At 45.0% G+C, this 26245-nt stretch carries 23 protein-coding genes; 12 read left to right on the forward strand and 11 right to left on the reverse strand.

The window, feature by feature from the left end:
• Nucleotides 1-48 precede the first annotated feature (48 nt).
• Nucleotides 49-1068: a branched-chain amino acid aminotransferase gene (locus MLE17_RS05360; RefSeq protein WP_243347729.1), complete on the reverse strand. Its 1020-nt coding sequence runs from the start codon at nucleotides 1066-1068 to the stop codon at nucleotides 49-51.
• Nucleotides 1069-1312: 244 nt separating this feature from the next.
• Here MLE17_RS05360 and nhaD point away from each other — a divergent pair, with 244 nt between their 5' ends.
• From nhaD to MLE17_RS05375, 3 genes are all read left to right on the forward strand, one after another.
• Entirely contained in the window at nucleotides 1313-2722 is a 1410-nt protein-coding gene (gene nhaD / locus MLE17_RS05365) for a sodium:proton antiporter NhaD (protein ID WP_243347730.1), read from the forward strand.
• Nucleotides 2723-2812: 90 nt separating this feature from the next.
• On the forward strand, nucleotides 2813-3943 hold the full coding sequence (locus tag MLE17_RS05370) for a sodium ion-translocating decarboxylase subunit beta (RefSeq protein ID WP_243347731.1): 1131 nt from the start codon (nucleotides 2813-2815) through the stop codon (nucleotides 3941-3943).
• 18 nt (nucleotides 3944-3961) lie between these two features.
• The gene (locus MLE17_RS05375; RefSeq protein WP_243347732.1) at nucleotides 3962-4111 is read left to right on the forward strand and encodes a hypothetical protein; all 150 of its coding nucleotides are present in this window, start codon (nucleotides 3962-3964) and stop codon (nucleotides 4109-4111) included.
• Between the two features lie 78 nt (nucleotides 4112-4189).
• Here the strand turns inward: MLE17_RS05375 and MLE17_RS05380 are convergent, their stop codons facing one another.
• From MLE17_RS05380 to lpdA, 4 genes are all read right to left on the reverse strand, one after another.
• A complete protein-coding gene (locus MLE17_RS05380; protein ID WP_243347733.1) occupies nucleotides 4190-5890 on the reverse strand; it encodes an acyl-CoA dehydrogenase family protein in 1701 nt (566 codons plus the stop codon).
• Nucleotides 5891-5977: 87 nt separating this feature from the next.
• Nucleotides 5978-6997, reverse strand: a complete 1020-nt coding sequence (locus MLE17_RS05385) for an electron transfer flavoprotein subunit alpha/FixB family protein (RefSeq protein WP_243347734.1) — start codon at nucleotides 6995-6997, stop codon at nucleotides 5978-5980.
• A gap of 27 nt (nucleotides 6998-7024) precedes the next feature.
• A complete protein-coding gene (locus MLE17_RS05390) occupies nucleotides 7025-7897 on the reverse strand; it encodes an electron transfer flavoprotein subunit beta/FixA family protein (RefSeq protein ID WP_243347735.1) in 873 nt (290 codons plus the stop codon).
• 64 nt (nucleotides 7898-7961) lie between these two features.
• Nucleotides 7962-9299 (reverse strand): dihydrolipoyl dehydrogenase, encoded by a 1338-nt coding sequence (lpdA, locus tag MLE17_RS05395; protein WP_243347736.1) that lies wholly within the window; start codon nucleotides 9297-9299, stop codon nucleotides 7962-7964.
• Nucleotides 9300-10050: 751 nt separating this feature from the next.
• Between lpdA and MLE17_RS05400 the strand changes: the two genes are divergently transcribed.
• From MLE17_RS05400 to MLE17_RS05440, 9 genes are all read left to right on the forward strand, one after another.
• On the forward strand, nucleotides 10051-10440 hold the full coding sequence (locus tag MLE17_RS05400; protein ID WP_243347737.1) for a hypothetical protein: 390 nt from the start codon (nucleotides 10051-10053) through the stop codon (nucleotides 10438-10440).
• Nucleotides 10437-10979, forward strand: a complete 543-nt coding sequence (thpR, locus tag MLE17_RS05405; RefSeq protein ID WP_243347738.1) for an RNA 2',3'-cyclic phosphodiesterase — start codon at nucleotides 10437-10439, stop codon at nucleotides 10977-10979. Before MLE17_RS05400 ends, thpR begins: the two co-directional genes overlap by 4 nt.
• Before the next feature lie 421 nt (nucleotides 10980-11400).
• Entirely contained in the window at nucleotides 11401-12981 is a 1581-nt protein-coding gene (gene nadB / locus MLE17_RS05410) for an L-aspartate oxidase (protein WP_243347739.1), read from the forward strand.
• A 3-nt stretch (nucleotides 12982-12984) separates the two neighbouring features.
• Entirely contained in the window at nucleotides 12985-14256 is a 1272-nt protein-coding gene (locus MLE17_RS05415) for a replication-associated recombination protein A (RefSeq protein ID WP_243347740.1), read from the forward strand.
• 187 nt (nucleotides 14257-14443) lie between these two features.
• The gene (gene serC, locus MLE17_RS05420) at nucleotides 14444-15511 is read left to right on the forward strand and encodes a 3-phosphoserine/phosphohydroxythreonine transaminase (RefSeq protein ID WP_243347741.1); all 1068 of its coding nucleotides are present in this window, start codon (nucleotides 14444-14446) and stop codon (nucleotides 15509-15511) included.
• Nucleotides 15512-15600: 89 nt separating this feature from the next.
• Nucleotides 15601-16518: an NAD(P)-dependent oxidoreductase gene (locus tag MLE17_RS05425; protein WP_243347742.1), complete on the forward strand. Its 918-nt coding sequence runs from the start codon at nucleotides 15601-15603 to the stop codon at nucleotides 16516-16518.
• 262 nt (nucleotides 16519-16780) lie between these two features.
• Complete coding sequence (locus tag MLE17_RS05430) at nucleotides 16781-17413, forward strand: peroxiredoxin (protein ID WP_243347743.1); 633 nt, start codon at nucleotides 16781-16783, stop codon at nucleotides 17411-17413.
• Between the two features lie 166 nt (nucleotides 17414-17579).
• Nucleotides 17580-19028: a T9SS type A sorting domain-containing protein gene (locus MLE17_RS05435; RefSeq protein ID WP_243347744.1), complete on the forward strand. Its 1449-nt coding sequence runs from the start codon at nucleotides 17580-17582 to the stop codon at nucleotides 19026-19028.
• 314 nt (nucleotides 19029-19342) lie between these two features.
• Nucleotides 19343-20089 (forward strand): DUF6261 family protein, encoded by a 747-nt coding sequence (locus MLE17_RS05440; protein WP_243347745.1) that lies wholly within the window; start codon nucleotides 19343-19345, stop codon nucleotides 20087-20089.
• A gap of 140 nt (nucleotides 20090-20229) precedes the next feature.
• On the opposite strand, the gene MLE17_RS05445 is transcribed toward MLE17_RS05440, so the two are convergent.
• From MLE17_RS05445 to MLE17_RS05470, 6 genes are all read right to left on the reverse strand, one after another.
• Entirely contained in the window at nucleotides 20230-20427 is a 198-nt protein-coding gene (locus MLE17_RS05445) for a FeoB-associated Cys-rich membrane protein (RefSeq protein ID WP_243347746.1), read from the reverse strand.
• 62 nt (nucleotides 20428-20489) lie between these two features.
• Complete coding sequence (feoB, locus tag MLE17_RS05450) at nucleotides 20490-22979, reverse strand: ferrous iron transport protein B (RefSeq protein ID WP_243347747.1); 2490 nt, start codon at nucleotides 22977-22979, stop codon at nucleotides 20490-20492.
• A gap of 14 nt (nucleotides 22980-22993) precedes the next feature.
• Nucleotides 22994-24166, reverse strand: a complete 1173-nt coding sequence (locus MLE17_RS05455; protein ID WP_243347748.1) for a carbohydrate porin — start codon at nucleotides 24164-24166, stop codon at nucleotides 22994-22996.
• Nucleotides 24167-24256: 90 nt separating this feature from the next.
• Nucleotides 24257-24856, reverse strand: a complete 600-nt coding sequence (locus MLE17_RS05460; RefSeq protein ID WP_243347749.1) for a response regulator transcription factor — start codon at nucleotides 24854-24856, stop codon at nucleotides 24257-24259.
• Nucleotides 24846-25580 carry a hypothetical protein gene (locus tag MLE17_RS05465; protein WP_243347750.1) on the reverse strand — a complete coding sequence of 245 codons (735 nt, stop codon included), beginning with the start codon at nucleotides 25578-25580 and terminating at the stop codon, nucleotides 24846-24848. The genes MLE17_RS05460 and MLE17_RS05465 overlap by 11 nt, the downstream gene beginning before the upstream one ends.
• 121 nt (nucleotides 25581-25701) lie before the next feature.
• Nucleotides 25702-26181: a flavodoxin domain-containing protein gene (locus tag MLE17_RS05470; protein WP_243347751.1), complete on the reverse strand. Its 480-nt coding sequence runs from the start codon at nucleotides 26179-26181 to the stop codon at nucleotides 25702-25704.
• Nucleotides 26182-26245: the final 64 nt, after the last annotated feature.

Genomic DNA, 26245 nt, shown 5'->3' on the forward strand with positions numbered 1-26245 from the left:
ACCTTGGAGGTTTGCTCTCCAAAAGATGCCAAAGCATCCTTTCTGATATTATTCGATTACAGTTACAAATCCGAATGTATCCGGCTCATCACCATACTGGATTGCACGTAACTTGTTGTAAAGTTTCAGACAGGTTGGGCCCGCCTCTCCATCTTTAGAGAAGACATACGACTTGTTCTCATCGATGTCATCAATGCGCAGGATTGGGCTGATAACAGCCGCAGTACCACAAGCACCGGCCTCTTCGAATGTAGCCAACTCCTCTTCCGGAATCGGACGCTGTTCCACTTTCATGCCCATTGATTTGGCAATCTGCTGAAGACTGTCGTTGGTAATGGAAGGCAGAATAGATTCTGATTGCGGAGTGATATAGGTGTTATCTTTGATTCCGAAGAAGTTTGCAGGACCACATTCATCCACATATTTCTTATAACGGGCATCGAGGTAAAGTACCATCGAATAACCCATCTCATGCGCTTTTTCACCAGCAGAAAGACTTGCCGCATAGTTACCGCCCACTTTGTATTTACCTGTACCCAGCGGAGCTGCACGGTCATATTGGCGCAGGATCACTACAGGTGTCGGTTTAAATCCTTCCTTAAAGTAAGGACCAACAGGAGTAACAAAAATCAGGAACATGTATTCCGTAGCCGGTTTCACACCTACCTGGGCGCTGGTACCAATCAACAACGGACGAATATATAAAGAGGCACCACTTTCGTAAGGCGGTACGAAACGCTCGTTTCTTTTGACCGCCTCAATCACTGCCTCACGGAATTTATCGATTGGAAACTTTGCCATCAGGATACCTTCGCTGGTATGCTGCATACGTTTGGCGTTCTCTTCTATACGGAAAACACGGATTTTACCGTCTTTTCCACGGAAAGCCTTCAATCCCTCGAAAGCCTCTTGTCCGTAATGTAAACATGTGGCCGCCATGTGCATGGGGATGTATTCTGAAGAGGTAAACTCCAGGTCTCCCCAGGCCCCGTCTTTATAGCTGCAACGAACATTACAGTCCGTTGTCATATAGCCAAAAGACAACTCTGACCAATTTATATTTTCCATTATCTCTAAATAAATATGATTGAATATCCTCAGTTCCAATTTGATTCGCAAAGGTAGATTTTTTTCGTTAATTGCTCCCCATATAAAGTGGACAAATTAGGTTTATTAGCTTTTGCTGGTTTTATCGAATAGTTTGATAGCTACAAATTCAAGTTGTATTCGACAGGAAAGTTCAGGAAATCAACCCAGCTAAAACAAAACATCTGTTTCCAAGGTTATAGGACAAACGGAATACTACTCTGAGATGATCTACACACTCATGCCTGTCCTCTTTCTGCTGGGGATCCTGGCGATTGCCCTGGAAGAGAAAATTCAGATAAACAAAGCAGCCTCGGCCCTGCTGATGGCTTTACTTCTCTGGTGTTTATTTGCACTGGATGCTGTTCATATACTGGACTCCCATCCCAATGCTTACTTCCGTGAATTCTTCATGCATCACCAGGATATAATGTCACTGCCCAAAAAGGAGCAATACATGCAATACATTGTCGATAATGCGATGCTGACACACATCGGGGATGTCTCCCAAACACTCTTTTTCGTGATGAGTACCATGATTATCATAGAGTTGATAGACTCCCACGGTGGTTTCAGAGCAGTTTCATCACTTATTACAACCCGAAACAAGCGAAAATTACTATGGATAATCTCGCTGCTGACCTTCTTTATGGCAGCTTTAATCAATAATATGGCTTGTGCTATCGTTATCATCGCTCTACTGCGCAAACTTATCCCACACAACCACCGGGAACGAATCAAAATCGCCTGCCTCGTTATTATTTCGGCCAATGCGGGCGGTTCATTCTCTCCTATTGGCGATGTAACCACCATTCTGCTCTGGACGGGAGGAAATATTTCGGCATTGCATCAAATCGTCCATCTTTTTATACCGAGCCTAATCACAATGTTGATCCCACTTTCTATTATGACCTTTCATTACAAAAAAGGAGAGGAATGGGATGTAATGCCATCCGACTTAAGTGATAATCCATTATCATTTCATCTATCCTCAAAATCCAGATTAACCATCCTGGCCATCGGAATATCCTCGTTAGCATTGGTTCCTGTTTTCCGGGAACTGACCGGACTCCCCCCCTTCATGGGTGTGATGTTTGGGTTGGTACTATTGTGGATTTACACTGACTTTTTATATAGAAAAATCATTGACATCGAGGAACATCAAAAGCTGAAAGTTTCGCGAATGACCTCCCTGATTGACATGCCCACTATTCTGTTTTTCCTTGGCATTTTGATGTCGGTTGCCGCGCTCCAATCCGCAGGTCAGTTAGGTGATATTGCCGGATTTATCGACACTCACGTCAAAAGCCCGTTTATTGTCAGTTTCATCCTCGGGGTCATGTCTTCATTTATAGATAATGTCGCGTTGGTGGCAGGTACGATGGGCATGTATCATGTCATACCGGCAGCGGACGCAATAACACAACATCTTCATTACTTTGTGGCAGATGGCGGATTCTGGACGTTCATTGCTTACTGTGCAGTAAACGGAGGAAGCCTCCTCATTATCGGGTCTGCTACGGGTGTTGCCGTGATGGGGATGGAGAAAATCACCTTCGGGTACTACCTGAAATACTTCTCCTGGCTGGCGACCCTCGGATATATCGCCGGAGCATTAACCTACGTCTATCTTTAAGACATCCGAAAATAATCACCATAACCGAGGGAAAAGTCTGTTTTGAATTGTTATAACGGATAAAGAATTGTTCACAATAACACGCCCGTTATGAATTCAGGACTTTTCACCTCCTTCTTCAGCGGAATACTTTCTCTTGGTATTGGAGAGATTATCATGCTATTGGTCGGTGCTACGCTTATCTACCTGGCCATCAAAAAGAACTATGAACCGGCCCTGCTTCTCCCAATCGGATTCGGTACACTCATGGCCAATATCCCTTTCTCCTCCGCTGTCGGCCATGACGGAGCATTGACGGTATTTTTTAATGCAGGAATTATCACCGAAATATTTCCCCTCTTAATATTCGTTGCGGTAGGTGCCATGATTGACTTCACACCGCTGTTCCGGAATCCGATGCTATTGCTTTTCGGTGCGGCTGCCCAGTTTGGCATCTTCATGACGATGGCCTTTGCAACGTTGCTGGGATTCGACCTCAAGGAAGCCGCCTCAATCGGCATTATCGGTGCAGCAGACGGGCCAACTTCCATTTATGTGGCGACCCGTTTTGCCCAAAATCTACTCGGACCGATATCTGTTGCAGCTTATTCTTATATGGCGCTTGTTCCCATTATTCAACCTCCCATCATCAACGCACTAACGACCAAACAGGAGCGTATGATCAGAATGACGGGGCATTGCCGGCCTATTTCCAAAACGACGCTGATTCTCTTTCCGATTATCGTTACTGTGATTGCCGGATTAATTGCACCCACTTCGGTCGCGTTGATTGGCTTTCTGATGTTTGGGAATCTGATTCGGGAGTGTGGGGTATTGAATTCACTTTCGAAATCTGCCCAGAATGAACTGGCAAATCTGGTCACCATCCTGTTGGGTATTACCATTGCCTCAACCATGACAGCCGATTCTTTTTTAAAAGTAGATACACTGATGATTCTCGGGCTGGGGTTGTTTGCGTTCATATTTGATACAGCCGGTGGGGTTCTCTTTGCCAAACTTTTAAATCTTGTTCTACCCAAACACCTGAAGGTTAACCCGATGGTGGGTGCAGCAGGAATATCTGCCTTTCCGATGTCTGCCCGTGTTATTCAAAAGATGGGGCAGGATAATGACCCGAATAACTACCTACTGATGTATGCAGCCAGCGCCAATGTAGGCGGTCAAATCGGGTCGGTCATTGCCGGAGGTATTATCCTGGCTATCATCCCTTTGCTTAGCTAACCTTTAATCAGATATAAGATGGTTATGATACTCGACAACTTTTTCAAAGCGCTGACAGCAACCGCGATAGGAATGTTGAGCATTTTTATCTTTATGCTGCTGTTTTACCTGGTGATAGTATTGCTGGAGAAGTATTTTCCGGGAAAGAAAGAAGAACAAAAAGGCTAAATCAGCTTTTCCCAAAGCAAAAAGCGGGAAAGAACTATTCGTTCGATCCCGCTTTTTTAGAGATTGTTTAAGCAACTATTATTTCCGGTAAATATCCAGGCACTCTACCGTAAATCCTTCGATAAACTGAGCATGCCCCTGAACGGCGGCTTCTCCGAAATTGATGTAAACCTCTGCTGACTTGCGGAAATCCTCACAGCGTGAGGCATCGTGCAGCAGCAGATATCCCATAATAATATGGCCGGCCATCTCCACCATACGGCGGGCATGGAAGTCGATAAACTCATTATCCCCTACGGCTTTGACATCCTCTACCGTCTTTTCAAAAGCATTAGTCATTGCAATCAAACGGGTGCGGAGGCTGGTCAGTTCCGGTGCAATCTCCTGTGTCTCATAATCGCGAATCATCGCCAGATAAGAGCCGGTAGTTACATGGCGAATGGCTGCCACGACCTGAAGCTGTGTTGTACCTTCATAAATAGAGGTAATGCGGGCATCGCGGTAGATGCGTTCGCAGGCATAATCCTTCATGAAGCCTGAGCCACCGTGAATCTGAATACAATCGTAGGCATTCTGGTTGCAATACTCACTGGCCATTCCTTTGCCCAGCGGCGTGCAAGCATCAGCCAGCTTTTGATATTTCTTCATTTCGTTGCGCTCTTCCGGAGTCAGTTTGCGCTCACGGGCAATATCTTCCAGCGTTTTGTACATATCCACAAAACGGGTAGTTTCATAAAGCAACGAACGGGTAGCGTCCAGTTTTGCTTTCATGATTGAAAGCATTTCATAAACAGCAGGAAACTCAATGATGGATTTTCCAAACTGCTTACGCTCTTTGGCATAAGCCAACGCTTCACGATAAGCCGATTCCGAAACGCCGACAGACTGAGCCGTGATTCCCAGACGGGCACTGTTCATCAACGCCATTACGTATTTGATAAGTCCCATTTTACGGTCGCCACAAAGCTCGGCTTTTGCATTACGGAACACCAGCTCGCAAGTAGGCGAACCTTTGATACCCATTTTATTTTCAATACGACGCACAGTCACACCGCCATCGTATTTATCATAAAGAAACATGGAAAGACCGCGACCATCTTTGGTTCCGTCTTCCGAACGGGCCAGTACGAGGGAAATGTGTCCGTCACCGTTAGTGATGAAGCGTTTCACACCATTGAGATACCAGCATCCATCCTGCTCGCTGTATGTGGCTTTGAGCATTACAGCCTGAAGGTCTGATCCTGCATCCGGTTCTGTCAGGTCCATTGCCATCGTTTCACCGGCACATACGCGTGGGAGGAATTTTTTGCGCTGATCGTCATTGGCAAATTCGTAAATTGTCTCGGCACAGTCCTGCAAACCCCAGATATTTACAAAACCGGCATCGGCACGGCTCACCATATCAGCCGCCATGATGTATGGGACAAGAGAAAAGTTCATACCGTTATAACGGCGAGGCAGGGAAATACCCATCAGGCCGGCCTTTACCAATGCATCGAGGTTTTCCTTAGTACCTTTGGCATACACTACACGACCATCCACCACGTGTGGACCTTCCTGGTCAATACTTTCGGCATTAGGCGCGACAATATCACCGCAGATTTCGCCGACAATGTCAAGGACTTTTTCGTAACTGTCCATGGCATCTTCAAAATCCATAGGGGCATAATCAAATTGCTGCGCATCGGTATAGTTACGCTCGCGCAACTCCACGATTCTCCGCATCAGCGGATGATCCAGGTGGTGTTTTAAATCGGGATTATCGAGATAGAAGTTCATTGTTTTATTTCTTTAAGGAGTTTTAGGGAGTAAAAGGAGTTTTAGGGTAAATCCCCAAACCGCACATATTACTTTTGATGAAAATGTTTATTTACTGTTTTTCTTGTAATACTTGATCATCTTCGGAATCACCTCTTCCACCGTGCCGTTGATTACATAATCAGCAATGGTGTTGATCGGCGCATTTTCATCATTATTTATAGCTATGATAATAGAGCTCTCCTGCATACCAGCAATGTGCTGGATTTGGCCGGAAATACCACAAGCGATGTACAGTTTCGGACGGACAGTCACTCCCGTCTGGCCAATCTGTCGGTCATGGCCGGCATATCCGGCATCAACTGCAGCACGTGATGCGCCAACTTCTCCCCCGATTGTTGCAGCCAAATCATACAGCAACTGGAAATTCTCTTTCGAACCTACCCCGTAACCTCCGGCTACAATGATAGGAGAAGCTTTCAGATTCACTTTTGACTTCTCTATATGACGCTCGATCACATCCACCACAAAGTCGGCATCTGATACATATTTTGCAACGTCCAGTTTGACCACTTTGCCCTTGTGCTGAAGGTTGAAAATCTCTTTTCTCATCACCCCTTCACGTACGGTTGCCATCTGCGGACGACACTCCGGATTGATAATCGTTGCTACGATATTTCCACCGAACGCAGGACGGATCTGATAAAGCAGGTCTTTGTAAACTTTATTTTCCTTCTTCTCTTCATGGTCCCCGATTTCGAGCGCAGTACAATCGGCAGTCAGACCGCTGTGCAATGCTGAAGAAACGCGTGGTCCCAGGTCACGGCCAATGCTGGTCGCTCCCATCAGGCAGATTTGTGGTTTCTGTTCTTTAAACAGGTTGACCAAAACCGAAGTATGAGGAAGGGAGGTGTACGGATAAAGACGGGAATCGTCTGCCAGATAGACTGTATCGGCTCCGTAAGGGAATATCTGGGATTCTATCCCTTCGAGTTTCGAACCAATCACAATCGCTTCGAGCTTGCATTTGAGTTGGTTGGCCAGGCTGCGTCCTTTTGTCAGCAGTTCCAGACTGACATCAGCCACGATGCCGTCTTCTATTTCGCAATATACAAATAAGTTATTCATTGTTTGAGGAGTTTAGCTATGATGAAATCATCCAATAGTATGGTTGGCAATCAGGTCATACATCAGGATATCAATATCTCGGTCAGACGGAGAAATCACGAGACTTTCCTTCGCCTGAAAGACCACATTCTCGATCTTTTTCACCTTAGTGGGCGATCCCGACAGACCAACCTGCTCCAGTTCGGCATTCACATCAGCCACTCCCCATTCTATAAGATTGAGATACGGACGGTTGTCAAACAAATCCGTGTAATCGACATTCATATTCTGCTTTTCAGTCACGGTCTTGGCATACTTGTACTTCTGAATCAGCTTCGCATTGCGCGGGCGACATTCCGGCGCAGTTCCGTTTACCGTAATCAAAATCGGTAATTTGGCTTCCACGACTTCTACACCTCGTTCCAGACGTCGTTTCACCCGAATTTTATCGGCATCAACAGACTGGACTTCTTCAGCATAAGTAATTTGCGAAATACCCAACTTCTCTGCCACCTGTGGTCCTACCTGTGCTGTGTCGCCATCAATAGCCTGACGACCGCAAATGATCAGGTCATATTCACCCAACTTCCGGATGGCACAAGCCAACGCATAGGAAGTCGCCAACGTATCGGCACCGGCAAAAGCCCTATCGGTAAGCAAAATGCCACCATCAGCACCGCGGTAAAGCCCCTCACGAATGATATCGGCTGCGCGTCCCGGCCCCATAGTCAGCAAATGAACGGTTGTACCCGGGTGTTTTTCTTTTAACGCTAAAGCCTGTTCGAGCGCATTCAAATCCTCAGGATTGAAAATGGCAGGAAGCGCGGCACGATTTACTGTACCGTCGGCTTTCATGGCATCCTTTCCCACATTTCGTGTATCAGGCACCTGTTTTGCTAAAACAATGATTTTCAAACTCATTGATCGAATTTAGTTTTAAAGATTAATATAAGTGTGTTTTCAAAAGACATGTAAAAAAAGAGGCTTAAACCTCTTTGAAAATTTCCCCGACTGTCGGATGCGGGAAAACGGTTCGTTGCCACTGTGAAAGGGTCAGGCCATGCTCAATGGCCATTCCCGCCAAAGCAATAATTTCAGAAGCCGGATTTCCGAAAATGTGAACACCCAGTATCTTTTCATTCTCACCAATAATGACCTTACATAGGCCATTAAACAGTTCGTTTTCAGTCACAAAACGTCCCGAAAAGGTCATGGGCTGTTTTTTAACCGAATAGGTGATGTTTTTCTCTTTCAGGGATTCCTCAGTCTCACCCACTCCGGCTATTTCGGGGTTCGTATAAACTACAGCCGGAACCGACGGGTAATTCATTTTATCGGAAATGCCGAGTATATGATTGGCAGCAACCTCCGCTTCACGCACTGCTGTGTGGGCCAACAACGAGAAGCCGGTTATATCGCCGCAAGCATAAATATTGGATTGCGAAGTTTGCATAACCTCATTTACAGCAATACCATTGCGGAAACGCTCCAATGTGAGGTTTTCCAGGCCATAACCGGTTAATACAGGTCGTCGTCCAACACTGATCAGCACTTTCTCCGAAGGCATAACCGTTTGTTCACCTTGTTTTTCGAGGGTGATTTCCGATTGATTTATGGACGTTACTTTAGTGCCCAACAGAAATTTTACACCTTTGCGCGTATACTCTTCCCGGAGCAAAGCCGATACTTCACAATCCATACCAGGCAGAATTTCATCAAGCATTTCCACTACGGTCACTCTGGAGCCAAGGCTATTGTATAATGAGGCAAACTCCAATCCGATTACACCGCCACCCACAATGGTCAACGATTCCGGCACCTCTTTACTTTCCAATGCTTCACGACTTGTCCAGTAAACAGTTTCTGTCAATCCCGGAATAGTAGGAATTACAGTTTCACTGCCGGTACACAAAATCAGCTTTGAAACAGAATACGTTTCTTCTCCACATTTTATTGATATCTGGTCGTTGGCAGCAGATAATACCTTAGCTTCACCGTTGATCATCGTAACATTATGAGCTGTAAGTTTTGCACGGATACCGGCAGTCAGCTTTTTGACGACTTTGGTTTTGCGTTGAAGTATTTTGGGAAGATCAAAGGAAGGTTCCGGGGAGGTGATACCATATTTGGCACTGTTCCTGATGGTATCGAGTATTTTAGCAGAGTAGAGCATGGTTTTAGTCGGGATACAACCCTCATTGAGACATACTCCACCCAGGGCTCTTTTTTCGAAGAGGACTATCTTCAATCCGCCCTTTGCGAGACGTTCGGCTACTGTATAGCCGGCGGGGCCACCGCCTATAATCGCTACATCAAATGCCATAGTGTGTTTTTCAAAGTTTCAGTCGCAAATTTATAGGAATAAATCAAAAGACAAAGACCAAACGCCATTTTTTCGAGGCCTGTTTTTCAGCATTTTGATAAAAAGGACTTACTCGGGATATTGCCTTCGAGGGCACTATTTTTATACTTGTCTAAATAGTGTTATTTTAACACCGAAAACAGAGGCATTAGACAACCTTTCTCTCAACGCTTTTGTTATAGTATTGAATGTAACCCTTAGCCATTTTGCCTATGAAACAAAACCCATTTTTAATCGTGAATTAAAACTGAGTAATGCCCTTCACGAGCAATAGCTTGAGGGCGGTAACCTTTAAAAGTTTAACTAATTCTTTATTCTATAGAAGAAAGTAAAATCAAATCGGAATCTTGCAGACAATCAGGAAAATGATCGAAACATATACGGGGACTGATTTTGGCCAACAACAAAACTACAGGTTAAAGGTAATTTATTCATCTCAGCGGCAGAAAGCCGTTATGGTAAAATCAGTTCCACGATGATTTCGACAAGACGCAAGTTCATAACACCTGAGTTGTCTGTCAGAAATCAGAAAAAAGTCTGAATGAAAAAAACAGATGTATTCGTGGTGAAAATTTATGGTAGTTCGTGTTAAGCTAGTTTGTAATTGGATGAAACCCAAGGCATCTACCATCAAGATACTCGCCCAGGCCGGTCAGGAAAACTGACCGGCTTTCTTATTTGTTATAAGATAAACCTCAGTAAATCTTTCCGTATGTTTAACCGAATCAAGATAATCCACTGGGCTCCCCGTATCATCTGCATATTGGCCATCCTTTTTATCAGCATCTTTGCGTTGGATGCCTTCAACCCGACATTCACGTTGTGGCAACAGCTCAGCGGGTTCTTTATCCATTTAATTCCCAGCTTCATTCTACTGGCCTTACTGATTCTATCCTGGAAGAAAGAACTTCTCGGAGGAATCTTATTTACCTTAATCGGTTGTATTCTAAGCCCGGTTATCTACCAGCACAATTTCAGCATGAATCATTCTGTACTGATGAGTCTGGGCATTATCCTGATTATTACGGTTCCGTTTGTAGTGGTCGGGGTATTATTTATCATCAGCCACTTCCTCAAAAAAGATAATCCCGACCATTTATGAGACTCTTTATCGGAATAGACCTTCCTCCAAAAATCAAGGTCAAGCTCAAACATTTCCAACACAAACTCAAAACGACCGGAACTAATGGTAGCTGGAAATCAAAGGAGACATTCCACATTACGTTGGAGTTTTTGGGCGAATTACCGGAAGATAGTGTTCCAATATTATCCGAAATCCTGAAGCAGGCTGCATCCGACAAGAACGAGTTCCGGTTGATGATTGAAGGGCTCAATGCTTTTCCCAATATAAAAAGAGCCCACACCTTATGGGCTGACGTAAAAGGAGATACAGACATATTAAATCAAATCAGAAATGAAATCCATTCGGCTCTGATAGAAAAGGGAATTCAGGTGCAATCTTCATCATTTGTACCGCACATCACCTTGCTTTCCCGCCCTAGACTTGCGGAACAACTTCCCCTTCTGAAGAAAAGTGCTGAGTTTTTCGTTCGCGAGATTATCTTATTCGAAAGCAAGGTTATTGATCACCGCAGAGAATATCCGGCCATTTACAAGGCCCGGTTGCAAGGCCAATTCTGACAAGCTTATAGTCTGAATTATTCGGATTGGGAAATAAGATTTCCTGGCGCCAGAGATAGGTCCCACCATGATTCACAATAAGTTTACTTTTGGTTCAGATAAAGTTTACTTTGTGGTATAATAGTGATATCACAGTAGTTAGATAGAGATATAATAGTGATAAAACACTCTTTATAAGGAGTATCTTATCTATGTAATAACATTGTTATTCAACCACAAAAATATCATCAATACATAAAGTCAACCAATGCTAAACCTATACACAACCCCGAACAGGGATTGAAGTTGTATAGCTGATGAAGAACTTCTTCACGAAGTTCTTCATCAGCTATACAACGCTTGACTATAAATATAAATTAGAAGTTACTTTCGCCACCTAAGCCACATTATTCTTAACTTTGCATTCTCAAAAGGAAATTTCATGGTAAAAAAATTCGACTTTTTGGTGATCGGCTCGGGATTAGCCGGTATGAGTTTTGCCCTCAAAGTAGCTCAAAAAGGAAAAGTAGCCATCGTCTGCAAAACTGAGCTGGAAGACGCCAACACCTACTATGCGCAAGGCGGAATTGCTTCCGTAACAAACGAACTGACCGATAATTTCACAAAGCATATTGAAGACACCCTGATTTGCGGAGACGGACTCTGCAACAAACAGGTCGTGGAAATGGTGGTAAAAAACGCACCTGACCAGATTAAGGAACTGGTAGATTGGGGCGTTAACTTCGACAAAAAGAAATCCGGTGAATTTGACCTGCACAAAGAGGGTGGACACTCTGAATTCCGGATCCTGCACCACAAGGATAATACGGGCGCCGAGATTCAGCAATCATTGATTGAAGAAATCAAGAAGCATCCGAACATCGAAATTTTCGAAAACCATTTTGCCATCGAGATAATCACCCAGCACCACCTGGGGCAAAAGGTAACCCGTCAAACTTCAAATATTGAATGCTACGGAGCTTACGTATTGGACGAAGCAACCAACCATATTGATACAATACTGGCCAAAATCACCCTGATGGCAACGGGCGGCGTCGGAAACATTTACCAAACGACAACCAATCCGGCAATTGCCACAGGCGATGGTATTGCCATGGTTTACCGGGCAAAGGGCACCGTCAGGGATATGGAATTTATCCAATTTCACCCGACAGCGCTTTACAACCCGAATGAACGCCCTTGTTTCCTGATTACGGAAGCCATGCGCGGTTATGGAGCCGTATTGCGCACCAAGGACGGGAAAGAGTTTATGCAAAAATACGATGAGCGCAAATCTCTTGCGCCCCGCGACATTGTAGCCCGTGCTATCGACAACGAAATGAAAAACCGGGGAGACGAATATGTCTATCTCGATGTCACCCATAAAAATGCGGAAGAGACCAAAGCGCACTTCCCCAACATTTACCAGAAATGCCTGAGTCTGGGCATTGATATTACCAAAGACTATATCCAGGTCGCACCGGCTGCCCACTTTCTTTGTGGTGGAATCGAAGTGGATATGAACGCCCGTTCATCCATCAACCGCCTTTACGCTGCCGGAGAATGTAGTTGTACCGGCCTCCACGGAGCCAACCGACTTGCATCCAATTCTCTTCTGGAGGCAATTGTTTATGCCGATGCGGCAGCAAAACATTCCTGCTCCATCATAGACTCCATCAGTTTCAATGAAAAAGTTCCGGCCTGGAATGATGAAGGTACGTCCCTGAATGAGGAGATGGTACTCATCACCCAGAGTGTAAAGGAGGTCAATCAGATTATGTCCACTTATGTGGGTATAGTGCGAAGCAATCTTCGTCTGAAACGCGCATTTGAGCGTCTTGAAATTCTCTATAAAGAGACCGAAAGCCTGTTCCAGCGCTCTGTGGTGTCAAAGCAAATCTGCGAATTGCGTAACAGTATATTCTGCGGATACATCATCATCATGCACGCCATGGCGCGTAAAGAGAGCCGCGGACTCCATTATACCATCGACTATCCGAAAAAATGCAAAAACTCAAAATAAACGATGTCTTTACCTTTAGCCGAGCGACTTCGACCCAAAAACCTCGATGAATACATCGGGCAAAAACATCTGGTAGGCAAAAATGCCATTCTTCGCCGGATGATTGATGCCGGAAATGTATCGTCGTTTATCCTCTGGGGCCCTCCCGGAGTGGGAAAAACTACGCTCGCCCGCATTATTTCCACACAACTCGATGTTCCTTTTTATACATTGAGTGCCATTAATGCAGGGGTGAAGGATGTTCGTGAAGTGATTGACAAAGCAAAGAGCCAACGCTTCTTCAATACCCGCAGCCCGATTCTTTTCATAGATGAAATCCACCGTTTCAGCAAAGCGCAACAGGACTCGCTACTCGGCGCGGTGGAAAACGGCACGGTTACCCTAATCGGTGCAACCACCGAAAATCCCTCTTTCGAAGTCATTCGTCCATTGCTTTCCCGTGCACAGGTGTATGTGCTCAAATCGCTGGAAAAGAAAGACCTGCTCGAACTACTGGAAAGAGCCATCACCACCGATATTGAGCTGAAAGAAAAAAATATCGTTCTGAAGGAGACTGACGCTCTGCTTCGTTTCTCCGGAGGTGACGCCCGTAAACTGCTCAATATTCTGGAACTGGTCATCAATGCCGAACACGGCGATGCCATCGAAATCACCGACCAGATAGTCACCGAACGCCTTCAGGAGAATCCGTCAGCGTATGATAAAGGCGGTGAAATGCATTACGATATCATTTCCGCATTCATCAAATCAATCCGCGGCAGTGACCCCGAAGCAGCAATATATTGGTTGGCTCGCATGGTAGCGGGTGGTGAAGATCCGAAATTTATTGCCCGACGCCTCGTCATTTCAGCAGCCGAAGATATTGGTCTGGCAAATCCAAACGCTTTGCTTTTGGCAAATGCGACATTCGATGCATTGCAGAAAATCGGATGGCCGGAAGGTCGTATCATATTGGCAGAAACGACAATTTACCTGGCATCCAGTCCCAAGAGTAATTCGGCTTACTTATCTATTGATGACGCTTTGGCAATGGTACGTGAAACCGGAGATTTACCGGTCCCGCTTCATTTGCGAAATGCTCCGACCCAACTGATGAAAGAGTTGGATTACGGCAAAGAGTACAAATATTCTCACGATTTTGCCAATAACTTCGTGAAACAGGACTTTCTTCCCCGCGAATTGAAAGGTAAAACCATCTGGACTCCGCAAGCTAATCCGGCAGAAGCCAAGCTCAAAGAACACCTCAACCGCCTTTGGAAAGACCGCTTCCAGTAAAAATTGTTGCGCAAAGTTTTAAACACTGTGCAACAACAAGTATTCCCGATAAAGAATTCAATTTCAAATCAATATCCGAAAGCAATTTTGGAAGATTTTGCAATACAAAATGATTGTGGTACGCGAAAAATGTATTAATTTCGCCCCACATTTTTCCCTGTATCAGAATATACTAAAATAAATTCAGATGAAAAAGCACAATTTTTTTGCAGGACCGTCTATTCTAAGCGAATACACCATTAAAAACACAGCTGCTGCTGTATTGGATTTCGCAGGAACAGGATTGTCTATCTTGGAGATTTCTCACAGAGAGAAAGAGTTCATCGCAGTTGTGGACGAAGCTCGCGCGTTAGTAAAAGAACTTTTGAACGTACCTGCAGGGTACGACGTAGTTTTCTTAGGCGGTGGGGCAAGCTTGCAATTCTGCATGGTTCCTTTCAACTTTCTTGAGAAAAAAGCGGCTTACCTGCAAACAGGTACCTGGGCAACAAAAGCACTTAAAGAAGCTCAGCTTTTTGGTGAAGTTGACATCGTTGCTTCTTCAAAAGATGCAAACTACTCTTATATTCCAAAAGATTACGTTATTCCGGAAGACGCAGAATATTTCCACTTTTGCTCAAACAACACCATTTTCGGAACTCAAATGCGTTTCGATCCGGATGTAAAAACCCGTCTGATTGCAGATATGTCATCTGACATCTTCTCTCGTCCGATCGACATTTCTAAATACGATTTGATTTACGCCGGTGCGCAGAAAAACCTGGCTCCTGCCGGTGTAACTATCGCTATCGTTCGCGAAGATGCTTTGGGACGCGTTACCCGTAAAATCCCTACCATGTTGAACTACAAAACTCACATCGAAAACGAGTCAATGTTCAACACTCCTCCTGTACTTCCTATTTACGCAGCTCTTCAGACTTTGAAATGGTACAAACAATTGGGTGGTATCGAAGTTCTTGCTAAGATGAACGAAGAAAAAGCAATGATGCTTTACAACGAAATCGACCGCAACAAACTGTTCAAAGGTACTGCTGCAGTTGAAGACCGTTCTTACATGAACATCTGCTTCGTTATGAACGATGAGTACAAAGAACTTGAAGCTGAATTTGCAGCATTTGCAAAATCTAAAGGTATGTTGGGTATCAAAGGACACCGTTCAGTAGGTGGTTTCCGCGCTTCAACTTACAATGCATTGCCGAAAGAAAGCGTTCAGGCATTGATTGACGTTATGCAGGAATTCGAAAAAGCTCATTAATTAATTTCACCATATGCGAAGACGCTAAGTCATAAAGTTGTTTCGGCTTTACACTTAGCGTCTTTGTGTTTTCAAACCACAATAAGAAAATGAAAGTATTAGTTGCAACAGACAAACCATTTGCAGCAGTCGCTGTAAACGGTATCCGCCAGGTGGTGGAAGCAGCCGGTTTCGAATTGGCTTTGCTTGAAAAATATACTGAAAAAGCTCAACTGCTTGACGCAGTAAAAGATGCAAACGCAATCATCATCCGTAGCGATATTATTGATGCTGAGGTAGTGGAAGCTGCTAAAAACCTCAAAATCGTAGTTCGTGCAGGTGCAGGTTACGACAACATTGACCTGGCAGCATGTACTGCTAAAGGTATCGTAGCAATGAACACTCCGGGTCAGAATGCTAACGCAGTAGCTGAATTGGCACTGGGTATGATGGTATTCATGGCTCGTAACCAATACAACGGCACTTCAGGTACTGAGTTGATGGGCAAAAAACTGGGTATCCACGCTTACGGTAACGTAGGTCGCAACATCGCTCGCGTAGCAAAAGGTTTCGGCATGGAAGTTTGTGCTTTCGATGCATACGTGAAACCAGAAGTTATGCAGGCAGAAGGCGTTACTCCAGTTGCTTCTGTTGAAGAATTGTACAGCTCTTGCCAGTACCTTTCTATCAATATCCCGGCTACTCCAGAAACTAAAAAATCAATCAACCACGCTTTGTTGACTAAAATGCCTAAAGGTGCAATGTTGGTAAATACTGCACGTAAAGAGGTGATCAACGAAGAGGAGTTGGTTAAAGTTATGGAAGAACGTCCTGACTTCAAATACGTTTCAGACATCGCTCCGGACAACAAAGCTGAATTGTTGGAAAAATTCGAAGGCCGTGTATTCTTCACTCCGAAGAAAATGGGTGCTCAGACCGCTGAAGCAAACATCAACGCAGGTATCGCTGCGGCGAAACAAATCGTTGGCTTCCTGAAAGATGGTGTTGACCGTTTCCGCGTAAACTAATAAGACCTCTCCCAACCCTCCCCAAAGGGAAGGGCTATAATACTGCAAAGCGCTGATTTCTCTATACAAACGGGAAGTCAGCGCTTTTTCTTTAAATCTTCTCCTTAGTGAAACTTTGTGTCCTTTGTGCCTTAGTGGTACTATCCTCAAAACCATTAATTTGTATTTATTACAATTTACACCGTGAACCATCCCCGCAAAACGCTTGTTTGATTGAAAGTTGAATCAGAACTTTAATCATAAATAAAAACGTAAGAATATTATGGGAGTATTGGTAGGGAAAAAAGCGCCGCATTTTTCAGCAAACGCAGTAGTAAACGGTGGTGAAATCGTAAACAACTTTTCATTGGAACAGTATATTGGCAATAAATATGTTGTTCTTTATTTCTATCCAGCGGACTTTACCTTCGTATGTCCGACAGAGATCATTGCCTTCCAGGAAAAACTGGCGGAATTCGAGCAACTGAACACCGTTGTAATTGGTGTATCGACCGACTCTGAATTTTCACACTGGAAATGGCTGCAAACCGAGAAAAAACAGGGCGGCATCAAAGGGGTGAAATATCCATTGGTGGCTGATGCCAGCATGAATATCTCCCGCGCTTACGACGTATTGGCCGGCGAGTTCGACTATGATGAAGAAGGCAACTTCGTATTTGTGGGTAACCCACAAGCATACCGCGGCCTTTTCCTGATTGACAAACAAGGTATCGTACGCCATCAGGTGGTGAATGATATGCCGCTTGGCCGCAATATTGACGAAGCAATCCGTATGGTGGAAGCTTTGCAGTTCTTCGAACAAAACGGTGAAGTTTGCCCTGCCGGTTGGCAAAAAGGCAAAGAAGGCCTGAAAGCCACCCAGGAAGGTATTGCTGATTACCTCAGCAAACATTAAGAATTAATTGCCATAGATATACATTAGATTTAGTTAGGGAAGCCGGTGAGTGATCATCGGCTTTTTTTTGTTTATTCACAATATCAAAAGCAATATTTCATGAAATTCCATATCTTTGTTGTCATTGTTTGGCTTTTATACTATAAACACCACACTTAAGTACGCTATGAAACAGTTCTACCTACTACTCTCTTGCCTGGTTCTAATAATGAACCTTTCGGCTCAACCCTATAAGGCCGTCTACTCAAAACGCACCTGCCTCTATCTGGCTAAACATCATGATCCAAACGCTTATCTTGCAGAATACGAACAAGGTTACACCTCCCTCCGATTCGACTCAACAAAGGTGATTAACTGTGACTCTGTTTTCTTCCCCCACCCTGTCATTCAGTATAATGGGGGCCAATGTTACTCTCCGGAATGGTCGTGGATTGGCAAAAAGGTGATTGTACGGCCCGATGAAACCGTTTTCTTTATTAATTGTGACGGAGATACCATCCGTTTAAAGGCGCAAGCGGGCCTAAAGGAGAGTTGGACAGCTTATCAGCAAAACCTGACCACCGTGATCGCTGAAGTTACAGCCCTTGATCAGAGAGTTTTTCTCGGATTGAAAGATTCAGTCAAAACCATTTCATTCAAGGTATATGATGCCACCATGAAGCCTACCCCGCATATGCTCGATACGCTAACGATCCTGTTAAGCAAACATTACGGCATTATTCAGTCTCTCAATTTCTACAACTTCCCCAACCGCTTCCTGAGCACATACTCACTCGAAGGAATGGACAATCCCCAAGTGGGCGTGCAAAACCTGACATGGAAGGATGTGTGGGATTTTCAGCCAGGGGATGAGTTGCATATTACTACCGAAAACTATGCCGGCATTCCGAGTCCGATTAGATTATTCTCAAAAACTATTGATAAATATCTTGCCCGAACTCAAATAGCAGATACAATTATATATACCATTGACAGAACCGAGAGCTTTTGCATTGACTCTGTAGGAGAAAAAACTACACAAATCACTCACGGTATAATTACGGACAAAATCTACCCTAATCTCCAATTTGATTTTCTATCAAAAGAAAACAACAGCTCATACCCCAAAAATGAATTCAATTGCATGATTCAGTCAGATTCAAATTCTAAACAATCGAATGCAGTTCCATTAGTTAATCTTCAATCGTGCTGGAATGAAATAATGGCCGATGGTTGTTTTGCCGCTAAAAACTATCAAAGGGGATTGGGCGGTCCTTATTTTTATTGCGATGGTTTTGACGCTTTTAGTATAGCAAGGCGTGATCTAGTCTATTACAAAAAAGGCAGCACCGAATGGGGAAACAAACTCATAATCACAGGCGTGACAACACCGGTGCAAGAGAATCCCATTTCCGTAAATATAAACGAGAATAAACAGTTGACTGTAAAAGTAGCTCCCGAGCAACTTCCCTGCATATTGGAATTGATCAGTCTGGCGGGTACGGCCGTTCAGAAATCAAAACTCGGCAATATCGTCAACGAGTTGAATCTGCAGAACCTGTCTACAGGCATCTATCTCTATCGGATCACATCCTCCGGAAGGAATGCAGCTTGTGGCAAAGTGGTGCTAAAATGATGATTTAAGACCTCTTCCCTTGCGAATTTGGCAAACCAATACTCAGGAAAGCCCTTCGCACTTGCGAATATGGCAAACCGGATCTAAAACAAGAACTTTGCAACTGCGAAGAGGACAAACCAGACTTAAAACAGGATCTTCGCGCTTGCGAACGTCATGTTTTGATTCTAAAACAAGGAATTCGCAAGTGCGAAGAAGGCAAATGAGTTCTGAAACAGGGTCTTCGCAAGCGCAAAGAGGTTTCTTCGGCTTCAAAACATAGAATCCGCAATTTCACAGAGATATTTTTTGTAACCTTTTAAATGAAAAGCTTTATGAAACAAATCCAATCAATCAACCTGTACAATCTTCGCAACGAAGAACATTACCAGCTGATGAGTGACGTCAAAACTCAAATCGAAACCGAAATGCCTGAAAAGCTGGCGATAGTTGCTGAATTCACCTCTTTTAAACAAGTACTGGAGGTAGAGGGTAACGCCATCCAGAGCGAACTGGGCAGTGTATTGACCAAACCACTGGTGGATGCCGATGCCTACCGCGACCAGCTCCACAAAGGGCTGGAAACTAACTTTGACTCATTCACCTATCATTATGATGAGGCCAAAAGGGAGGCTGCCCGTAAGCTCACGCGCCTCTTTGGCCAATATGGTAACCTTCGAATAAAACCCTATAATGAAGAGAGCGCCGCCCTCACCGCGTTGGTCAGGGAATTGACCACCACTTACCTGGCCGAAAACACGCTCCTTGGCGGAGTGGAATGGACAGCCAAAGTGGAAGAGGCTAACAACCATTTCATCACCCTGTTTAATGACCGCAACAACGACATTGCCTCCCGCTCGATAGGCAATGTACGGGAAACACGCGCAGCTGTGGACCCGGCATTTCAGGAAGTGGTGGATGCCATCAATTACCTGGCTAAACGCAACGAAGCCCTGTATGGTGGGATAATCGACCGCATCAACCAACTGATCAGCTACCACAAAACCACGCTGGCTGCCCGTAAGGGACGTGCGGTAAAAACGGTAGAAGGTGCAACGACACCGACAACCGGGCAGAATTAATACCCAAACCTGCCGTACAACGTCCCACGTAGAGACGCGCCACGTGACGCGTCTCTACCCGTACAGCACACAAAAAAGGCCCCTCCACCAAACGGCGGAGAGGCCAAAATTCAAATCACTATATTTAAACACCAAATAAGTTAATGGCAATCGTGCGACTTTGAACGAGGAGCACTTTTCTTCACATTCCGCAATGCACAATCATCAGAATCGCATCCCCCACATCCCGAATCACATCCATCATCCGAAACTTTGGGATTCATTTTCCGATAAGTCTTATAACCAACATAAGTCAGGGCTAATACAATTATCAAGATGACAATTATCTCTTGTGTCATAGTTTTGTTGATTTGTTGATTTTTACACCTGACAGGTTTTCAAAACCTGCCAGCTATTATTTTCATATAAATAAACTCCCTACCTGATAGATTATGAACGACATAATCCACGCCGTAGCGGTCGTATAGACCATCGCAAATGATGCCCAACCCCAGCCGGCCTCCTTGCGAATGGCCGCAATCACTGCGATGCAGGGGAAGTAAATCAGGATAAATATCATCATACCGTAAGCTACCAGCGGATTAAATACCCGTTCGCCGATGTGGTCACCCGTATTGTGCACCTGTTCAATCAGTTTCTTCTTAAGGTGTCCGGAGGTTTCACCGGCATTTTTATCGGCCTGGTAAAGAATCCCCATCGTACTCACCACAATCTCCTTTGCAGCCAGTCCGGTCACGAGGCTCACCCCGATCTTCCAGTCAAAGCCCAGCGGGCGAATGACCGGCTCAATGGCGTGGCCAATCTGTCCGATGTAGCTCTTCTCCTGGCGTTCGGCCTCCTTCTGTAGCTCAATTTCGGAAACTTTAGCCTCCTTCTGCACCTTGGTCAATCCGGCGGTATTCGCTACCTGAGCCGACAGGGCATCATAGTTTTTAGAGAAGGTAATATTTTTAGGGAAATAGCTCAATGCCCAGATTAGAATCGAGGCCGTAAGGATCACCGTACCCATTTTTTTCAAATATTGCACTGCCTTGTGCCACATGTGCACGGTGGTATTCTTCAGCGTCGGCACACGATATGGAGGCAGCTCCATCACGAACGGCTCTTCCCGTTTTGAAAAGAAGGTCTTCTTCAGCACCGTGGCAGCGACGATAGCCGTCAACACCCCGATCACGTAGATGGAGAAAAGCACCAGTCCCTGATTCTTCGGGAAGAAAGCTCCAATGAGCAATACATACACTGGCAGACGCGCGCTGCACGACATAAACGGAGTGATGAGCATGGTGAGCAGGCGATCTTTCTTACTTTGCAGCGTGCGGGTAGCCATCACAGCAGGCACGTTGCAACCGAAGCCCATCAACAGGGGTATAAAAGACTTTCCGTGCAATCCGATCTTGTGCATCAGCTTGTCCATGATAAAGGCCGAACGAGCCATGTAACCGGTATCTTCCATCAGTGAAATGAAGAAGAAAAGCAACAGGATATTAGGCAAAAATATAATCACACCACCTACCCCACCGATGATCCCGTTCACAATCAGGTCGCGCAGGGAGCCTTCCGACATCCATGACGAGACCGAGTTGCTAAACCAGGTAACTCCGGCATCGATCCAACCCATCGGATAACTGCCCAGCGTAAAAGTGGCCTGAAACATCACCCACATGAAAAAGATAAAGATGGGAAAACCAAGTATTTTGTGGGTCAACAGGTTATCCAGGTCCGATGTCCGTCTGCGTTTCTCCTCCACAGCCGGAGTCAGCGTCTCATTGATCGCTCCCGCTACGAAACCGTATTTGGCATCGGTAATCACCGTGTCGGCCGGCTCTTTGTACATCTTTTCCAACCGGTGGATCTCTTTAGCCACAAGCTCCTGAATCTTTTTGCCATTCGGCAATTCATCAATCATGTGGCGGAAAATCCGGTCGTTTTCCAATAACTTGATGGAGAGGAAACGGGAGGAATATTTATCTGTAATCTCTTTGTTTTTCCAGATCTCGTCCTGAATCTTTTTGATTGCCCCCTCGATCTCTTCGCCATAGTTGATGTGAACGTGACGCACTACCGGGTCTTTGTCTTCAAACGCTTCGATCACACGGGTAAACAGATCGTCAATGCCCCTACCTTTGGCCGCCACGGTGGGGATAATAGGAATACCGATCATTTTACCCAGGTAATCGTAATCAAACTGCGCACCCGAACGTTCCAGTTCATCGTACATATTGAGCGCCATCACCACTTTGACGTGCATATCGATAAGCTGGGTGGTGAGGAAAAGATTACGTTCGAGGTTGGAAGCATCTACCACGTTGACCACCACATCGGGCATTTCATTGAAGATGTGTTCGCGGACGTAAAGCTCCTCCGGTGTATATTCGGTGATGGAGTAAGTCCCGGGAAGGTCAACGATATTGATCGTGTAGCCTTTGAGTTGCAGTACTGCCGACTTGGCATCGACCGTTACGCCGCTGTAATTACCAACCTTCTCGTGCGATCCAGAGGCATAGTTAAAGAGCGACGTTTTACCGCAATTGGGATTACCCACCAACGCTACGTTGATCACCTTGGTCTTTTCCTGAATCTTGCGCATCGCTTCCAGCGCAAACGTTCCGCTGTAGATCGATTTACCAATGTTTTCGCTATCATCCACCAGTACCACCTCGATCAGTTTGGCTTCGCTGCGGCGAAGAGACACGTGGTAGCCCATGATTTCGTATTCCACAGGATCCTGCAAAGGTGCATTCTTGATGACCTTTACCTTTTTACCTTTGACAAAACCCATCTCGGTGATGCGGCGACGAAACGCTCCGTGTCCCATTACCTTGGTAATCACACACTCTTCACCGGTCCGTAGTTCTGATAAATATTGCGATATTATTAACTGATCTTCCATACTCTCATTTTACCTTAAAAATTCAATCCGAAACGCAGGGCTGCGACTGTTGCATTCTTCTGTACCTCATCGGTACCTGCCGGATGTATGATATATTGAAAATTCGGTTGAAGATAGAAATTTTCACCCAAAGCAGCCTTATATGTAAGTTCTATTATAGTTTCCTCTTTCTTTTTGTCACGAAAACCGGCATGAGCCAATGCAATACCAGCAATATCTTTTTCCCGCTTACCAATGCCGTAACAGTTAATTCCTCCTCCGCAATAGTAAGAGTGGTCATTCTGAAGCTTCGGGCTGAAGCTTCCCTGTGCAAAAATTGAAACTCCCTGATGGTCCTTTTTCGCCCAAATCATCTGGTCTGCAACCCCGTAAAATCCATAGTTGATTCCGGATAATCCTTCGGCCTCTTCCTCTGCGGTCAGCTTATGGTCATGGAAATAAGAGCCGACTTTGTACATCCCGTGGGGTAATGATTTTATGATATCTTCCCGCTCTAACTCATTCACGACAAGTACGCCATCCTGAGAAGTAAAATTCCAGACCAGATTGTGCGGATTGCGGTCAAAATCGAGAGGAGTGCCGTCATAGACCGCCGTATGCCAATTCCATTTAGGCAGGAAATCCCAGGATATTGTGACCCCGGGAGAGGTCAATGGAAATACCGGAGCGGGAACATTATCCGAGATGGTGGAGTGAATGCCGAACGAGCTATTGCGATAAAGCGCCCCGTGTTCTGAATTAGCCATCTCTACATTCAGGTCCTGAAGTCCGAGGGTGACTTTCACATGTCCGATTTGCTGTGCATACCACAACTCCTGAATGTAGGTGTGGTCACCGGCTTCGATGTTGGATGCCACTTGGAAGTCGCCTATCAGCGTTTCGGAAGGGGTATCACCATGTGTATTGGCCAGATTAGCATAAAATGAGCCTCCCTTCCATAGCTTTGCCTTTTCGGCATCGAATCCAACCCGAAGATTAGCCATCCCCAGGTAAGCTGTTCCGGTCTTGATTCCTCCAGAGAGATTAGCCACAGCATCGCCTGTATAAACGCCCTGAAGAGAAAAAGGCGAATCCTTTAGCTCAATATTTTCATTCGCAGAAAGCGAATATATTGACATCACCCAGGTAAATATGACAAGCAAGTATGACCGACCATTCATCATCAAATCGTATAGTTTCAATTTCACAATGCAAAATTGGTGCATTTTTCTACGATTGACAATCCCATAAAATGATGAAATCATATCCTTCCGCTCCCCAAATGTGGGGATAAGGTGCTACTCAGCGACACTATTCAGGGTAATAATTCCCTTGACTACGGCATAAATGGTGAGCCCGGAGACGGATTTGATTCCGGTTTTCTGGGTAATATTCTTTCGGTGAGAAATAACGGTATAAGTACTTATGGCGAGTTTATCAGCTATCTCTTTATTGGAAAATCCGGTTACCAGAAGTTTCAGTACATCAATCTCTCGTTCTGACAATGGCTGTCGGTTGGCTGAATCCTCCGGTTTATCTTCATTGATGCTGTGACGAATCAGCGATGCTATCGCCTCAGGCGAATCCCCCAGATGTACCGAACCATCAAACATAGCCATCAAAGGTGTATCATACATCGCATAGACCAGTGCAATCCAATGTATATTTTCATCTTCACTGCGAAGGTTTTGCAGGCTCTTCTCCAGATTGACCACCAACTGAGGATTAATTATCACCAGATTGATGGCTTCCATCTTTATCAATCGCTGTACCTCGGCAAAACTGTCCGCTTCATACCACTTGATGTGCAGGCCGCTTTTGGCAAGCAGCTCCACGATGCCGGTCTGAACGATGGGCGATGGTTCGGCCAGTATAATATGTATCTGACTATTTCTCATGCTTACGTTTCAGCTCGTTTTCAATCTGTTCAACAAGTGGTACCAGTATCAAATCCTCAATTTCGGAGTGAATATGCAGGTCAAACTCCAGCTCTGAAAGGCTGAACAGCAGTTTGCGCCGCACCTGACGGTCATTTTGTGCCGGAAGGTATTTAATCAGTAGGTTCTTCAAGTCGGAAAGCTTCTCCTCGATGTTATCGTGGTGGTCTTTGTAGTCCGACACTTCATATTCCGAAAAGCTGATTTGGGGATTTCGTCCCGCCAATTTATCCAGAAGAGCGGTCACATAAGGGAAGACGGAGTTATTCTCGTACTCCAGATGCTCCTTTACCTCATTGAAATATTCCTGGAAGAAACGTTCCAGCATAATGATTTCTGGCGCCGGGTTAAACTTCTTCAGGAGCTGGATGTAGGCCTTTATCTGCGGATATTTTTCCTCCGTATAGTAATAGTGGCAATGCTTCAGATAGCTGATTATCTGTTGCACGTCGGTCAGCTGGAACTTCAGGTTGGGGAAATTATGTTCACCATTAAAGAGTTGGGCAACGGTCAAAAAAAGCTCTAGCGAAATCCCTGCTTCGGCACACACCTGCGCCACCGTTTTTTCCTGAAGCATCAAATCGACCTCGAAATGCTCGAGCATCAAAGTCCCGTAGGGATTGGAGAGGACCAATTCTGCTACAGGGGTATCAGGTGTTATTGTCGAATAGTTTGTCAATCTCATTTTATTAAAAATCATAAGGGTAGATAAAAAAACCGACCGCATCTGCTGCGCCGGATTCTCCATTAAACACGAATATTCTTTCGGATGTTCAGCTCGCGGGAGTTTATTAAGGGGAAATTAGCTACCGTTCCATTTCGTTCAGAAAGCGGGTCACGGCATCCCAGTCGATGCGGGAAACGGACTCCGAAACTCCTGCCACTTTCTTCACTATTATCTTTTCCAGGAAATTCATCCGCTCGAAACAAAACTCGCCGCCCATTATGCCTTTGGCTTTAGCGGCTTCTTTCAGTTCATTGGGGAAAGCCTGCTCAAACTCCAGCTCCTGCTTCTCCTTGTGTGGGTCCATGCAACAGATAAAGAGGCCAAACTCTTTTTGTAATAGTGTCTGCAGATTAGCTTCCACAAACTTCTTCATCCGTTTTTGAATTCCTCCCGCATGAATGGAACCGCCAAGAATGATGCGGTCATACGTACTCAAATCGGGATTCTTCACCTTTTTCAGAGAGATAACCTCAACGTCCTGTTTGGATTTTTCGGCAAGAAAATTTGCAACCTTCTCAGTGGTGCCGTGGTGGGAGATGTAAATGATAGCGGTCTTCATAGCGATTTTATTTGAAGCAAAATGGAAGCTCTCACAAATATAGCTATTCTCAATGGATTAAACT

The sequence above is a fragment of the Parabacteroides sp. FAFU027 genome (assembly GCF_022808675.1).
Lineage (GTDB): Bacteria > Bacteroidota > Bacteroidia > Bacteroidales > UBA7332 > CAXXIC01.